The organism is Ornithinibacillus liuyingii, from assembly GCF_055550225.1.
In genome coordinates this window covers 135,184-150,478 of record NZ_JBPWOS010000003.1, presented here as the reverse complement: position 1 = coordinate 150,478, position 15,295 = coordinate 135,184, and the positions used below count along the sequence as shown (strand labels likewise).

Below are 15,295 nucleotides of genomic sequence, written 5' to 3'. Positions count from 1 at the left end.
CTATGACCAAGTTAGAAGAAAATACTATTTTTCAGGTAAAAAATATTATAGATACATTAATTGAAGCAACTAGTCACTTTTCAAAATTAGTTAAACAGAAGGAATTAAACCAATGTATCTTCATGTTTAGTTCAATCGTAGATGGTGTTACTGCTATTGAGAAAGTAACAGCTAACTCTAATTTAACATTAGGACAAAAGGAAAAAAAGAAAATTGAAAATACATTATTATTAATTGCTCAAGAGTTAGAGACAAATAATTTAATAAAAATTGCTGAAATAATACAGTTTTCATTAATGCCTCTCTTAAAACAATGGCAAAAAGAATTTGAAGTAGATGAGATCGGTTTACTAAATAAAGATATTACTATCGGTGTCTATTTAAGTGAATCTAACCCAAGAATTGCTTATCCTAAACCTAGAATTGATGCTTTAGTTGAGGAAGCAGAGAAACAGGGAGTAACCCTATTATTCTTTTCCTCATCAGGTGTTAACATGGATGCTAAGCAAGTTACGGGAGAAGTATTCCAAAATGGAAAGTGGCAAGAGGTTACTTCTTCTTTTCCAAATGTCATTCATAACATAGGAATAGCATCTCGAGAGCGACAAACTATTACGGAAAGGAAGTTGCGAAGAGAGGTTCCTTTTACTAGTTTTGGAGTTGGAAACAAATTTTATTTACCAAAAATAGTAGTGGAAAATAGGAAGTTTGCAGAGCTACTAGTCCCTTTTAAAATAATTACTGATGAAGATAGAATATTAGAGTTTTTAAATGAAAATCAAAAAGGTGTATTAAAACCTATAATGGGTAGACAAGGTCTCTTTATATATTATGTAGAAAAGAACGGTAATCACTTTATAATTCACGAAGATAAGAAAGAACGGATCCTAGGAAAAGAAAAATTCACCATGTGGATTCAAGACGTTATTCTAAAGAACAAAAATAGCTATATGATTCAAAAATATATTCATGCTCGTACTAATGCTGGTGAACCATTTGATATTCGAGCTCATGTTCAAAAGAATAATGAAGGAAAGTGGCAGATAACCAAAATCTATCCGCGCATAGGTAATAAGAAAAGTATTTTGAGTAATATCAGTCGAGGTGGTAGAACTCAAGAACTTGACGTTTTTTTGACGAACGAGTATGGTGCAAAGGGTAAACAGTATGCGGAAGAACTAAGGAAGCTTTCTCTAGATATAACGTATCATTTAGATAAACTCTATGGTTTGGTTTTAGATGAGTTAGGATTAGATTTAGCCATTGATAAAAACGGCCGTTTTTGGCTTCATGAAGTAAATAATGGACCACAATCCACCTATCATGAGAAAGAAAGAGCTATTAATACAATCGGTTACGCAATTTATATTGCTAAGAATGGAATATTCCTAACCAATAGTTTTCAAAAGCAAAGTAAAAGTATAGGGAATTTTGATTCCCGAAACTCGAATCTAGAATGGGCGGAACTAGATAATCGAGTAAGTATTGGAATGTTAGTTCAGGAAAATGAGATAAATAATTTAACGATTGCTTGTGCGTATGTTGCAAAGTATGAAAATGTACACTTTTTTTATTTTACTCCTAAGGATATAGATTATGATGAAATGTGTATAAGAGGATACTTTTATCAAAATAAAGAATGGGTACCTATGATTGTAAATTATCCTGATGTAATTTATGATCGTTTACGAGCAAGAGGAATTGAGGGCTTTCATACAGTTTATGAAGAACTAGAGGGAATTCCATTTACTAATCAATTCTATGGAAATTCGATTAGTAAACTAGAAGTTTATGATAAATTAAGTGCAATAGAACAACTTAGTGATATTATGATTCCTTATCAAAAAGTTAATCGATTGAAAGATATATTCCATTACATTCAAGAGTACGGTTCAGTAATCTTAAAACCGGAAGTAGGTTCATTTGCAAAAGGTGTACGCTATATTGAAAAATTGAATATTGATAGATATAGAGTGGCTGATGGAGAAAATGTTAATGAACTGAGTGAATTATCATTATCGAAGTATATAAGAGACGTTATTAAAAAAGGCACTTTTATTGTACAAAAGTATATAGAAACAAGAACAAAAGAAGGTAATCCGTTTGATATCCGTGTCCATATGATGAAGGATGGAAATGGAGAATGGTCATTTGTTAATAAACACCCTAGAATTGGTACTAATTATGCAACTATTACAGTCTTTAGAAGTGGTGGATATGTTGGAGAGTTAGTAGCTTTCTTAAATAGGAATTATTCTCAAGATAAGTCGAGTATCCTTGTAAGTAAAATTGAGGAAAGAGCTCTAAATATTGCGAGTGAATTTGATGCCCTGTACGAAAACAAAATAAGTGAATTAGGTATCGACTTAGCAATAGACAAGGATTTAAATATATATCTAATTGAAGTTAATGTTAATAAACCTGGGATTGTGTATTATGAATTCGAAGTTGCTAAGCACGCCATTCCGTATGCTAAATATTTATCTCAAAAGAATTCAACTAACAATCAAAAGAAAATGGAAACTTTTTGAAAGTGATATTATTTACTAATAATCTCTTGGATAATAAGTAAAGTGTAAGGTCGGGGATGTATAGATGTTCAAAAGAGATTATATTAAAGGACTCTAGTTTCTAGAGTCCTTCTATATTACAGCTAAAAACATAGTTGTTATTAAATAAATGATTATATACGGCTGAAATAAATTATTTTAAATTACTATAATACCCCTTTACTTCTAAAATGTAATAGCCGATATATACAATAGAGAAAAACTTTAATCTCACACATAATCCAAATCGACAAAGGCAAACTTACTGAAAAGTAAGGACGCAAAGCCATGGGTCTAAGGTCTAGTAGACTAAGATTGCCAGGTTACCAAGTATAGAATCTATAACATTCTATTTGGCTATTCTTTCTAGAAGAATAGCTTTTTTAATTCACATATGGAGGTCTACACATGGATAAATCATCATTAATAGGAATTATACTAGGGATCCTTGCAGTTGGGGTCGGAATGGTACTGAAGGGTGTTGGTCTTGGAGCATTGATAAATCCTGCTGCCATTCTCATTATTCTTGTAGGAACAGCAGCTTCTGTCATTATTGCCTTCCCAACCAGAACACTGAAAAGAATACCAGCACTCTTCAAGATTCTATTTACCGAAAGGAAAGAACAAAGTGCAGAAGAATTAATTGATACATTCTCTGATATGGCTGATATAGCTAGAAAGGAAGGGATTTTATCTTTAGAAAGTCAATTGGATAAAATTGAAGATCCATTTTTAGCGTCAGGATTACAGCTTGCAGTGGATGGGCAAACTCCGGAATTTATCCGAGATGTCATGATGGAGAAAATTGATGCCATGGAAAAACGCCATGAAGAAGGTGCAGCTATTTTTTCTCAAGCTGGTACATATGCTCCAACACTGGGGGTACTTGGTGCAGTGGTAGGTTTAATAGCAGCTCTAGCGGATATGTCTGATATTGAAGCACTAGGAAAGGCAATCTCTGCAGCGTTTATCGCAACATTACTTGGTATTTTTACTGGATATGTCATGTGGCATCCATTTGCCAATAAACTGAAGGCAAAGTCAAAGCGTGAAGTAGAAATTAAAGAAATCATGATTGAAGGTATTGTATCGATTACAGTTGGGGAGTCATCAAAAGTTCTAAGGGATAAGCTTGGTTCTTATCTAACGACAAAAGAATTAGAACGATTAAATCAGGAGCCGAAAAATGAAGAAGAATAAACGGAAAAAAGCGGAACATCATGTTGATGAATCGTGGTTACTCCCTTACTCTGATTTATTAACATTACTTGTTGCCTTGTTTATTGTCTTATTTGCTATGAGTGAGATAGATGTGAAGAAATATGAGGAACTGTCTACTTTCTTTAGAAGCGAGTTTTCCAGCGGGGATAAAGGGATAATGGAACATCCTGTTCCTTCTCCTGAGCTGAAAGAACAACAAGAAGTGGAAGAACAAAATCAGAATCATAAAGATGGTCAACATGAGCTGCAAAATTTACAAGAGCTTCAAAAGAGAATCGATGCCTATATCCAAGAAAATGGTCTGACGGAGTCACTTGGTACCAATCTATCTGGTGAAGGATTAATGATCACGATCAAGAATGATATTTCCTTCGAGCCAGGTAGTGCAGAGGTTAATCAGGGCGGGATAAAGATTGCGAATGAGATATCGCGTCTGTTATATACAGATCCCCCTCATCAAGTAGTCATTAGTGGCCATACGGATGATGTTCCAATGAACAATGAACAATTTGGTTCGAATTGGGAGCTAAGTGTTATGCGCGCTGTAAACTTTATGACGTTAATTTTAGATAATGAACAACTCGATCCAGCGAAATTTAGTGCAAAAGGATTCGGGGAGCATCAACCGCTTGTTCCAAATAACAGTGCGGAAAATAGAGCAATAAATAGACGAGTGGAAGTACTAATTTTGCCTAATTACGACATCACAGAACATTTACCATAACACATTATAATTGAGGAGAACGACTAATGAAGAATTTATTTAATTTTAAATCGATACGCACTAGAATATTATTTTTATTTTCCACCGTATTATTTTTTGTTGTAATTTATTCGGCTTTTTCCTTATATTCAATTAATCTAATCAATAAGGAATCCAAAGAAATAGTAAACAAACAGCTAGCCCTACTTATGCTTGATGAGGATATATCCTATGATATGGCAAATCGCTCAGCATTATTAAGAGGATATTTCCTACTGGAGGATGAAAGTCTTCGTCAGCAATTTGAAAATGAAGTAGAGGCAAGTATTGCGTTAGAGAATGAACTGATGGAATTGAGTGATTCAGAAAGCACGAAGGAATTACTTAATAAGAAGTATGAGTGGGGAACATTAACGGATAAGGCACTACAAGCGTATGATCGTGGTGATAAAGAAGCAGCATTACAAATTATGCAAATGGAAGTAATGCCATTAGGAACAGAGATTACCCAAGGATTTGAAGAAGCTACCGAGCATCGTAAAGAGCTTATTAATGAACTAGGACAGAATATGGTTAATGATGGTGAATTAATGATGGTTCTGACCATCATATTAAGTATTGCTAGCATCGTTATCGGAACGACATTGGCTATTTTTGCTTCTAATATGATTGCGAAGCGAATAAAGCTGGTTATGGAGAGAATGCAGACCATTTCTGATGGCGATTTAAGCCAGGAAGATTTAATATCCAATGACCGAGATGAAATTGGACAACTTGTTCATATGACGAATAAGATGAGTATGAGCATTCGGGCATTATTAAATCAAATCAAGTATGTATCGACAACCTTAGCTACCCAGAGTACCGAACTAACTCAGTCTACTAACGAAGTGAAAACAGGTGCCGAGCAAATAGCAATGACAATGGAAGAATTAGCTAACGGTACGGAAACACAAGCAGATAGTGCAGGTGAATTATCATCGGCAATGAGTTCATTTGCTGTTCAAGTACAAGAGGCAGATGAAAGTGGCGCAGCAATTGAAACACACTCCAAGAATGTGCTTGACTTAACCAATACGGGAAGAGATTTAATGAAATCTTCAACCACACAAATGCGTAAAGTAGATGAAATTGTTCATGGTGCTGTAGGAAAAGTAGAAGGACTACATGAGCATACGCAAAAAATTACCAATCTAGTATCGATCATTAGGGATGTTGCAGAGCAAACTAATTTACTAGCATTAAACGCTGCAATTGAAGCGGCACGTGCTGGGGAACATGGGAAAGGCTTCGCAGTAGTTGCTGACGAGGTGAGAAAGTTAGCGGAGCAGGTTGCGCTATCGGTAAATGATATAACAGACACGGTAATGAGTATTCAGTCGGAATCAACGCTTGTTACGGAGTCATTACAGGAAGGGTATAAAGAGGTTCAAATTGGTACAGAACAAATTGAATCTACTGGAGATACATTTAGTCAAATTACCGAAGCGGTTTCCAGTATGGTCGAAAACATTTCAACCATTACGAGCAACCTGTCCAGTATTGCTGCGAACAGTCAAGAAATGAACGGATCTATCCAAGAGATTGCAGCTATTTCAGAGGAATCAGCTGCAGGGGTAGAGGAGACGTCAGCTTCTGCAGAACAGGTTAGAGGCTCAATGGAGGAAGTCGCTGATAGCTCCAAAAAACTAGCCACCCTAGCAGAGGAACTGAATGATTTAGTAGGTAATTTTAAATTATAGTAATGGATACTAGACACATTTAGTGGAAAGTGTCTAGTATCTTTTTTTCCTATCATTACATCCTATATTTAATGATATTTTAGTTGCATTTATTACTAGATATGGTTTAACATAACCTTATGTGAATAAATCGAAACACCAACTGATAAAGGCAAACTATCTGAAAGGGTAGGACGCAAAGCTAAGGGTCTAAGGTCGTAATGGCTATGATCGCCTGGTTGCCAAAATGGATTGTATCAATATTTTGGCTATTCTATTATGAATAGTCTTTTTTAATGTGTAATTCATATTTTGGCAATTTCTACCATTTGTAATAGGGAAATAAATTTGATGGGAGAAGTGGCTATGAGTGAAGTAACAATTATTAAAGAGAAAGATCTAGTTCGAGACATTATTGTGGAAAAACTGGAAGAAAGTCTTCCTGAGCATGACTGGAAGGCTATAGGATCTGCGGAATTTAAATCAAAAATGACTTCAATTAAAAGTGATTTAGTCATTATTGATTTAAATACGACTATCGATATTAAAGAGGTAATTGATAGGTTTCTAGAAAAGAAAATCCGAATAGCAATTTGGACATCTGATTTAGACAATGACTTGTTACGGGAGCTTTTCCGTTATGGGTTACATGGTTATTTCTATAATGGTATGGAATTAAGTGAATTAATTTTTGCTACTAAATCGATGTTAAATGATCAACAATATATTCATCCGAAACTATCAGCAATTCTACTTGATGATTATGTAAAACTAACTAGAAAAGACCCGATTAGACCAGCTGGCATTCTTACCGAACAAGAATGGAAGGTTTTAGAGGAGCTTGGAAAAGGTCTAAACAACTGTAGCATTGCCAAAGAGCTATTTATTTCAACTAGAACAGTGAATAATCATGTAAGCTCTATCTTGAAGAAGCTACATGTATCCGATCGTACCAATGCCGTTATCAAGGCCATTAAAAATAATTGGATAACATTATAATACGTAAGTAGGGGCAGGTTCTCTGAGTAGTAATTTCAGAGAACCTGCCTTTTATATTTGGATGAGGGGTAGGTCTCTTGTCATTTTTAGTAGACTGTTCCTTTAACAGAATATAGACCGGAACACTGCATTAAATAGTGCGGTGTTTTTTATGAAAAAATTAATTGGAACGGTTTTATATAAAGTGATGTCTAATAAATAGCAGTAATTTAAAAATAGTTCTTCATTGTATAGTAAAATAATGGAAGGGAGGAGACAATATGTCTATGTTTAAATCAGAAAAACAAAAGAATCGTGAGCAGTTATTTGAAACATTAATTAAACAAGAGCAGAAAAAGTTATATCGAGTAGCATACTCGTATGTAAAGAATGAACAGAGTGCTTTAGATATTGTTCAAGATACCGTTATTAAGGCCTATAAGTCCTTCGATAGATTAAAGAATATCGACTTCTTTTCTACCTGGATTACGAGAATACTGATTAATACTGCATTAGATCATATCAAAAAATCGAAGGATATTATCCCATTAGATGTTGGATGGCTTAATACACAAATTGTCGAGGAAAATCTCACCGTACTGGTGATGGATATCGAAGAGGTGTTTGGAAAACTAAAAGCAAATCAAAAGACCTTATTATTACTTCGATTCTATTATGGCTATTCCATACCAGAGATTGCGGATATTTTGGAGAAGCCAGAGGGGACCGTGAAATCCCAACTACATAGAACATTACAAATTGTGAAGAAAAAATTAGCACATGGAGGAGATGTATATGGAGAAGCTGCGAGGTGAGATTAGTAGAATGGTAGATGGAACACCTATCCCAGAACAAAAGCTTCAAGAAACAGTGCAAGATGCCCTTATCAAGGCACGTAATAAAGAGAAGAAACCATTCTATTTTCCTAAGCATCGAGTCATAGCCACTATTGCGTCTATCTTTGTATTAGCTTTTGGTTTATTGTTGTTAAGTAATGATCTAGAACTAGCAAGTGGTGAAAATCCAAATACGACATCTATTATGTATCAGCAAAGTGACGATGGATTAAAAAGAATGGTTACAGAGGGTCGTTCCCAAAGAATAGATCAGGAAGTAGTGGATCAAGGGATTAAGGTAAGGCTAGAAGAAGGGTATATGGATAATCACCAATTAGCAATTTCTTATGAGGTTCATCCGGAGAAAGAGAATGAAATCCTATTTAATGAATGGTTCATTGATTTTGAATTACTTGTGGATGGTAAATCACACCCTAGTTTATTTCAGATTTCACAACGCGATGTACTCGATACTGGTGGAGTGATTCATTTTAATCAGGTTAAGGATATTGAGCCTAATGCAGAAATAAGTTTACACATCAACAAGGTTAATGATGTAGAAGGAGATTGGTTCTTCCAATTTCATCTAGATAAAGAAATGGAGTTTTTAGTATCCTCGGATTTTGAAGCTAAACAAGATGCATTAGGAAATTCGATGATGATTGGGAATGTAGAATTGTCTCCTTCTACATTAAAGCTAATAGCCTATACAAAACTCAAAGTAGAAGAACCGGAATCAGGATATACAGATTTTAATTATCGTGTAATTGGAATGGGCAAAGAGGGTCATATGTATCTACTAGATAATTATAGTTCCGGCGGCAACACTCCTAAAGTAGGCAAAGTAAATAGGTTTAATGACGTCCTGGAAATTCCAAGAGGGGTCAATGTATACTCTTATCAAATCATTCCTTATATTACTACATTTCAAGGTGAAGAGTTCATACATGAACATTATATAAGTTTCAAAAGAAATGAGCACCATGTTCCTTTTGCAGAGGGTGAGATTGTAGGCAGTCATTCAGAATTTAAAGTTGAGAGCATTAAACATAAAGAAGATGCAACTATTATAACGTATACAACGGATCAAACTATTCCGGTCTTTCCTTATATTGTGAATAAGGAAAAGGATGAATATATAAATGCTGTTTCTTTTCAATATGATGGGGATAATAAAGTAATCGTAACATATCCAAAGGTTGATATAGATAAGGATACACATTTTATGTTAGATGATGCTACCTACCAGGTGTTTCCTGAGTTAGAAACAAGAATAGATTTAAAGTAAAAAGAAGTGGATGCTAGTTCATCCACTTCTTTTTACGACATATTCCCTGTATTTCCGAGGAAATATTTACATGGCATAAGAATTAAGGTGGATAGATGAGTATAACACAAAGCAGATGATCGAATGAAGGGTATGGTGTAGTGGCTATTCTCATTAAATCCCCCCATCCCAAACAATTACAAAAAATTCCATACTAAAACCCTATGAATAATAACGTATTCTTCACAAAAAGCTAAATTGGCAAGTCTCCTCCTTTTTCTTCTTTTAATGGATTATGCTATAGTAGTGACAGTAATATATTGGAAGGGGCATGAGAATTGGAATTGCATCATCAAGAGGCTAACAACAATCAGTTATACAAATTTTTAGTAGTAGCAGGAATCATCATCGTTGCTTTTAATCTCCGGCCTGCTATCACATCTGTTGGACCACTTATGAGTACCATTCGAGATGATGTAGGATTATCGAATTGGAGTGTAGGGTTATTAACAAGCTTACCATTAATCGCTTTTGCCTTTATGTCACCAATTGCTGCAAGGCTAGGTAATCGATTTACCAATGAGAAAGTCATTTTATGGGGGCTTATTTTTTTATTAGCTGGAATAGCGGTCCGTTCCGTGTCATTAATAGGCTTGATATTTCTAGGAACATTGCTAGTTGGGGTTGGTATATCGGTTTGTAATGTTCTATTACCAGGAGTCGTTAAGGATAAATTTCCATTAAAGGTAGGTTTAATGACTAGTGTCTATTCAACTGCAATGGGGATATTTGCTGCAACGGCATCTGGAGTAAGTGTTCCGTTAGCAAATGGTATCGGATTAGGATGGAAAGTTGCTCTTAGTGTGTGGGCTACCCCTGCAGTGCTAGGGATTATTATTTGGATTTATTTATCTAATAACAGCCGTCATGCTACGCCCGAAACCGATTTTATAACGGGTACAGATACGAATGTTTGGAAGTCTGCTTTAGCTTGGCAAATTGCAGCATATATGGGATTACAGTCATTTTTATTTTATGTGACAATCTCGTGGTTACCAGAAATTCTACATTCTCATGGCATGAGTATGGAGACGGCTGGATGGTTACTATCCTATACACAATTTGTCGGTCTTCCGGCTAGTTTCTTAGTACCAGTGCTGGCAGCTAAATTTGCTTCACAGCGATTAATTGTATTGGTTATGGGAATCTGTTCTATGGTAGGTTTTACAGGATTGTTATTAGGTACCAATAATATCCTAATAATAATTAGTATTACATTAATTGGACTTGCATTGAGTGGTACGTTTGCCTTGGCATTAGCCTTCTTAGGAATGAGAGCAAGGGATGCAAAGCAAGCAGCCTCTTTATCTGGAATGGCACAAGCATTAGGGTATATTCTAGCTGCTATTGGTCCAATCTTCATTGGATATTTATTCGACCTTACCCATGCTTGGACAATACCAATCATTTCATTAATGATAGTCGCATTATTAGTTACTGTTTTTGGGTTTGGAGCAGGTAGAGATAAATACGTTTAATAAAACAGGAGAGGTGTTCACATGAAAAAATTATTACTAACTGGATTTGAGGCATTCTTAGAATTTCCTATTAATCCAACTACGGAAATTGCAAACCAGTTAAATGGGGAACTAATTGGGGATTATGAAATTATTGGTGAGGTGCTATCGGTTGATTTTCATAAATCTGGTAACCAGTTATTAGAATTAATTGAGAAGCATCAACCGAATGCAGTTGTATCCTTAGGGCTTGCAGCTGGTAGAAATTGTATTACTCCAGAAAGAATTGCGATTAACTGTAATGATGGTCCAGTCGATAATAATGGACATAAGCCAAATGGAGAAAAAATCTTTGTGGATGGTCCAGATGGGTACTTTTCTAAACTTCCCATCTATCAAATGGTTGCCAAGCTAGAAGAAGCAGGCTATCCAGCCAAAATTTCTAATACAGCAGGTGCCTACCTTTGTAATAATGTCATGTATCATGGACTTCATTATTTAAAGCAAAAAGGATTAGAGCAGCCATCAGGGTTTATCCACATCCCAGCATCACACAACTTAGCCGTAAAGAAGAACATGCCAAGCTGGTCACAACAAGACTTAACAGAGGCGGTTAAAGTAGCAATAAGTTGTATCCAATAAACATTGTCAATAAAATTATGAACAGTCAGGCAAGGTTTGACATGATGGTTTAAGCATGATCAAAGGTTAAGGAATCAGATTATAAGCGATACATAAGTAGCTAGAATATACCGGCCCATTGTATATGAAAAAGAAAGATATGCCTAATAGGGGACTTAGAAAACGTTAGACAAAGCTTGATATATTCTAGCTATGGATTTATTACCAAAAAAGTCCTAGACAAGAAAATTATTTACATTATCTTCATTGCTTTCATCAACTAAATATATTAAAATTACGTAGTTGACGAGAAAAATAGATTGCGAGTTGATGAGTATGCCAAAATACATTTGGCTTTTAGCAATAGCTACAACCATTAGTGTAACTGGTGGTTCTTTTTTATGGCCACTTAATACTATATACATGCATAATGAATTAGGAAGAAGCTTAGCATTTGCGGGCTTTATTTTAATGTTTAATCAGGGAGCTAACATTGTCGGTAACCTAGTTGGAGGAGTATTATTTGATAAATTTAGTGCTTATAAAACGATTCTACTAGGGACGTTATTATCAGCGAGCTCATCGATCTTCTTAGCGTTTAATCATGATATTATATCGTATTCTATCTGTCTTCTTTTAATTGGACTTGGATCAGGAATTACATGGCCAGTCATGTTTGCCATGGCAGGATCTGTATGGCCAGAAGGTGGAAGACGTGCATTTAATGCGATTTATGTTGCCCAAAATCTTGGGGTCGCACTTGGAGCGACAATTGGTGGGTATGTAGCAAGTATTTCATTTGATTATATTTTCATTGCGAATGCAGCCCTATTTATCGTATTTACCTTTATTGTTTTCTTTGCATTTAAAGGAATGGATGAAGAAAGAAATCGACATATGCATACTAATGTAATCGAGCAAAGTGGAAAGATTAAAGATAAATCCACTTTTACTGCATTAATTATTTTAAGTGTTGGGTTCTTTGTTACCTGGTTCGCTTATAGCCAGTGGCAGTCTACCATTGCATCCTACACACAGGATATCGGTATTCCATTAGAACAATACAGTTCGCTTTGGGCCATTAATGGTTTCCTAATCGTGTTAGGTCAGCCTTTATTAAAGCTATTTACCGATAGAATTACTTCACCTAGAAAACATATTTATGTTGGGGCTGTTATCTTTTTAGGATCATATCTTATCGCGATGTATGCTGAAGCATTTACTATGTTTGCTGTAGCTATGGTAATATTGACTATAGCGGAGATGCTAATTTGGCCTGCCATTCCAACCTTGGCAAATGAACTAGCACCACAAGGTCGTGCTGGATTTTATCAAGGATTTATCAACAGTGTTGCGGCTGCAGGTAGAATGCTTGGACCATTCTTAGGTGGTTTAGTTGTTGATTACTTTAATATTCAGGTGCTGTTTTATGGATTAATTGTGATGTTATTAATTCCATTCTTCACTACAAAACTATACGATCGAGGAATCAAGCCCGAGCAAGCATTAAAAAAAGAAGCATAAAGGGGTTTTTAGATGTCTGATATTAAGTTAATTGCATTAGATATGGATGGTACGTTATTGAATAAGGTTCATGAGGTTGATGTTCGTACGAAAGAGGCGATACAACAAGCACTTACAAAAGGTGTCCATGTTGTCTTAAGTACGGGACGATCACTTGGTACCTGCTATCCGTATGCAGAGGAACTAGGCCTGACATCGTATTTAGTCACTTGTAATGGTGGCGAGATTTGGACAATGAAAAAGGAATTACTGGAGCAACATTTATTAGAAACGGAAGTCGTAGAAAAAATATGGAATTTAGGTGAAGGACTAGGTCTCCATATGTGGATGACTTCTACAGAAGGATTTTTCATTGGAGAACGTCCAGATAATTTATACGACTATCAATGGTTGAAATTTGGTGTAGACTCAGAAAACCCGGATAAATTAGCTCAAGTAGTGAAAGAACTATCCTATTTTGCTGACCTTGAGATTACCAATTCATTACCAACTAACATTGAAATTAATCCCAAAGGTGTTAGCAAAGCAAAAGCGCTACATCGTGTTTGTAACGAAATCGGGATTACGATGGATAACGTAATGGCATGTGGAGACAGCTTGAACGATATTAAAATGATTCAAGAAGCAGGTTTCGGTGTAGCAATGGGAAATGCACAAGAAGCAATTAAAAAAGTAGCAAATTACGTAACCGATACGAACGTAAATCATGGTGTAGCAAAAGCAATTGAAAAGTTTGTCCTAGAAGATTAAGACATATAACGTAATTCCTTACGAATAGGTTAGTTATTCAATTCTTGTTACTGGTGGGTAAGTAAATCCAAGGTCCCTTTCTTTGTGTTTCGAAAAGAGGTATAATAGAAATACAACGCCTGAAAGGGGATGCTGTAATGTCTTTTTCAAGAGGACCAAAAGAGCCAGTCCCGGAAGTTGAAACAAATGTATGGGCATGTACTAGCGAGGATTGTAATGGCTGGATGAGAGAATCATTTAGCTTTGACAAAGAACCAGAATGTCCATTATGCCAATCAAACATGACAACAGAAGTACGTGTATTACCAGAAGTTAAATAGAAATAAATAGCGTTAAAGAACTTAAAGAACACTCTCGATTGATTCGGGAGTGTTTCCTTAGGTTATTTGTTTCATTCACCAAGACAACTGCCTATACATACATTAAAGTACAAAACAAAAGTCAAAGGATGTGTTATTTTGACAAGCAAAATTGGGTACTACGTCAGTGGAAACACAGCAGAAGGCTTTGTAAACTTTTTGTCAACCAACACTTCTGATTTTCATCATCATATCATACTAAAACACCCCTCCTATTCACTCAAAACAGCTATTATAAATGAAATCATAAACCAATATGAGGAAGATCATCATATCGAGGTACTTTATAGCTCAATAGGTAAAGAATTCTTAGAAGGAGTTATCATACGTGATAAGAAAGTAGCTATCGTGGATGAAAGAATAGCTAGTGCAGACTTACCTAGTTCCTTCGAATTAAACCTTGCCCTTTTTACAGGAATGGATGCTAGCCAAGATTTTGCATCGGAGCATGAAGCAATTGATACTTTCATTCAAAATGCCTACCGAGATTTTGAAGCTGGACTGAAAATTCATGACGATTTAGAAGAAGTCTATATAAAAGAAATGGACTTTGCAAAGGCGAATCAACTTGCAACAGAATTTATTGCTTCTCTTTTAAAGGGTGTTTCAAAACAAGAAAAGGAATCCAAAGTATACCATCGCTTGTTTGGCACTAATACCAAAGATGGCGTAGTGAATGTTGTTCCAGAACTTTTACGTCCGTTATCTAAAAAGAATTATATTAAAGGCCGTGCTGGCACAGGTAAATCTACCTTTATGAAGAAAATCATGTCTGCTTGCTTAGCGCATGGTTTTGACGTGGAGCTTTATCACTGTAGCTTCGACCCTAATAGTATTGATATGGTGCTAGTTCGAGAGCTAGATTTTTGTATTTTTGATAGTACAGACCCACATGAGTTTTTTCCACATGGACCTGGAGAAGAGACAATAGATATGTATGAAAAAGCAGTAACGCCGGGGACAGATGAGAAATATACAAAGGTCATTCATGATTTAAATACGCGTTACAAAGCTTATATGAAAAAAGGTGTTGTCAACCTGCAAGAAGCCGGTGAATTATTAGGGAAGCTTGAACAACAATATGACCTAACCAATCTAGAAATGGAAAAGATAAAATCGTTTATTATTGGAAAAATTATTGAATAATGATTGGTCCTGTGTGTATACTGTCATTACTCGCAGGACTTTTAGCTTATAAGAGGGAAATTAGAATCAAATTTAATTAATCCCATAATATCCTCTTGTTTTT

At 35.4% G+C, this 15,295-nt stretch carries 13 protein-coding genes and 2 riboswitches; all 13 genes read left to right on the top strand.

Going from position 1 to position 15,295, the window contains the following annotated elements; genetic code table 11:
• Positions 1-2: 2 nt before the first annotated feature.
• The 13 genes from ACSKT4_RS05330 (at position 3) to ACSKT4_RS05270 (ending at position 15,192) form a co-directional block, all read left to right on the top strand.
• Complete coding sequence (locus ACSKT4_RS05330; protein WP_186870640.1) at positions 3-2,531, top strand: YheC/YheD family protein; 2,529 nt, start codon at positions 3-5, stop codon at positions 2,529-2,531.
• 263 nt (positions 2,532-2,794) lie between these two features.
• A riboswitch (cyclic di-GMP riboswitch) is annotated at positions 2,795-2,880 on the top strand.
• A gap of 77 nt (positions 2,881-2,957) precedes the next feature.
• Complete coding sequence (gene motA, locus ACSKT4_RS05325; protein ID WP_186870639.1) at positions 2,958-3,749, top strand: flagellar motor stator protein MotA; 792 nt, start codon at positions 2,958-2,960, stop codon at positions 3,747-3,749.
• Positions 3,736-4,494, top strand: coding sequence for a flagellar motor protein MotB (gene motB / locus ACSKT4_RS05320; RefSeq protein WP_186870638.1), 759 nt, complete (start codon positions 3,736-3,738; stop codon positions 4,492-4,494). The genes motA and motB overlap by 14 nt, the downstream gene beginning before the upstream one ends.
• Positions 4,495-4,520: 26 nt before the next feature.
• Complete coding sequence (locus tag ACSKT4_RS05315; protein ID WP_186870637.1) at positions 4,521-6,215, top strand: methyl-accepting chemotaxis protein; 1,695 nt, start codon at positions 4,521-4,523, stop codon at positions 6,213-6,215.
• 140 nt (positions 6,216-6,355) lie between these two features.
• Positions 6,356-6,441, top strand: a riboswitch (cyclic di-GMP riboswitch).
• 119 nt (positions 6,442-6,560) lie between these two features.
• The gene (locus tag ACSKT4_RS05310) at positions 6,561-7,193 is read left to right on the top strand and encodes a response regulator transcription factor (protein ID WP_186870636.1); all 633 of its coding nucleotides are present in this window, start codon (positions 6,561-6,563) and stop codon (positions 7,191-7,193) included.
• A 260-nt stretch (positions 7,194-7,453) separates the two neighbouring features.
• Positions 7,454-7,987, top strand: a complete 534-nt coding sequence (locus ACSKT4_RS05305) for a sigma-70 family RNA polymerase sigma factor (RefSeq protein ID WP_255488152.1) — start codon at positions 7,454-7,456, stop codon at positions 7,985-7,987.
• Entirely contained in the window at positions 7,968-9,296 is a 1,329-nt protein-coding gene (locus ACSKT4_RS05300) for a DUF4179 domain-containing protein (protein WP_186870635.1), read from the top strand. The genes ACSKT4_RS05305 and ACSKT4_RS05300 overlap by 20 nt, the downstream gene beginning before the upstream one ends.
• 317 nt (positions 9,297-9,613) lie before the next feature.
• Positions 9,614-10,813, top strand: a complete 1,200-nt coding sequence (locus tag ACSKT4_RS05295; protein ID WP_255488151.1) for a CynX/NimT family MFS transporter — start codon at positions 9,614-9,616, stop codon at positions 10,811-10,813.
• 21 nt (positions 10,814-10,834) lie between these two features.
• The gene (locus ACSKT4_RS05290; protein WP_186870634.1) at positions 10,835-11,434 is read left to right on the top strand and encodes a pyroglutamyl-peptidase I; all 600 of its coding nucleotides are present in this window, start codon (positions 10,835-10,837) and stop codon (positions 11,432-11,434) included.
• A 315-nt stretch (positions 11,435-11,749) separates the two neighbouring features.
• Entirely contained in the window at positions 11,750-12,937 is a 1,188-nt protein-coding gene (locus tag ACSKT4_RS05285) for an MDR family MFS transporter (RefSeq protein WP_186870633.1), read from the top strand.
• Between the two features lie 12 nt (positions 12,938-12,949).
• Positions 12,950-13,687: a Cof-type HAD-IIB family hydrolase gene (locus tag ACSKT4_RS05280; RefSeq protein ID WP_186870632.1), complete on the top strand. Its 738-nt coding sequence runs from the start codon at positions 12,950-12,952 to the stop codon at positions 13,685-13,687.
• Between the two features lie 137 nt (positions 13,688-13,824).
• Positions 13,825-14,007 (top strand): cold-shock protein, encoded by a 183-nt coding sequence (locus ACSKT4_RS05275; RefSeq protein ID WP_186870631.1) that lies wholly within the window; start codon positions 13,825-13,827, stop codon positions 14,005-14,007.
• A gap of 138 nt (positions 14,008-14,145) precedes the next feature.
• Entirely contained in the window at positions 14,146-15,192 is a 1,047-nt protein-coding gene (locus tag ACSKT4_RS05270) for a hypothetical protein (RefSeq protein ID WP_186870630.1), read from the top strand.
• Positions 15,193-15,295: the final 103 nt, after the last annotated feature.

Coding starts and splice junctions, on each gene's coding strand:
- ACSKT4_RS05330 (WP_186870640.1), top strand. CDS start 3: ATGACCAAGTTAGAAGAAAATACTATTTTTCAGGTAAAAAATATTATA.
- motA (WP_186870639.1), top strand. CDS start 2,958: ATGGATAAATCATCATTAATAGGAATTATACTAGGGATCCTTGCAGTT.
- motB (WP_186870638.1), top strand. CDS start 3,736: ATGAAGAAGAATAAACGGAAAAAAGCGGAACATCATGTTGATGAATCG.
- ACSKT4_RS05315 (WP_186870637.1), top strand. CDS start 4,521: ATGAAGAATTTATTTAATTTTAAATCGATACGCACTAGAATATTATTT.
- ACSKT4_RS05310 (WP_186870636.1), top strand. CDS start 6,561: ATGAGTGAAGTAACAATTATTAAAGAGAAAGATCTAGTTCGAGACATT.
- ACSKT4_RS05305 (WP_255488152.1), top strand. CDS start 7,454: ATGTCTATGTTTAAATCAGAAAAACAAAAGAATCGTGAGCAGTTATTT.
- ACSKT4_RS05300 (WP_186870635.1), top strand. CDS start 7,968: ATGGAGAAGCTGCGAGGTGAGATTAGTAGAATGGTAGATGGAACACCT.
- ACSKT4_RS05290 (WP_186870634.1), top strand. CDS start 10,835: ATGAAAAAATTATTACTAACTGGATTTGAGGCATTCTTAGAATTTCCT.
- ACSKT4_RS05285 (WP_186870633.1), top strand. CDS start 11,750: ATGCCAAAATACATTTGGCTTTTAGCAATAGCTACAACCATTAGTGTA.
- ACSKT4_RS05280 (WP_186870632.1), top strand. CDS start 12,950: ATGTCTGATATTAAGTTAATTGCATTAGATATGGATGGTACGTTATTG.
- ACSKT4_RS05275 (WP_186870631.1), top strand. CDS start 13,825: ATGTCTTTTTCAAGAGGACCAAAAGAGCCAGTCCCGGAAGTTGAAACA.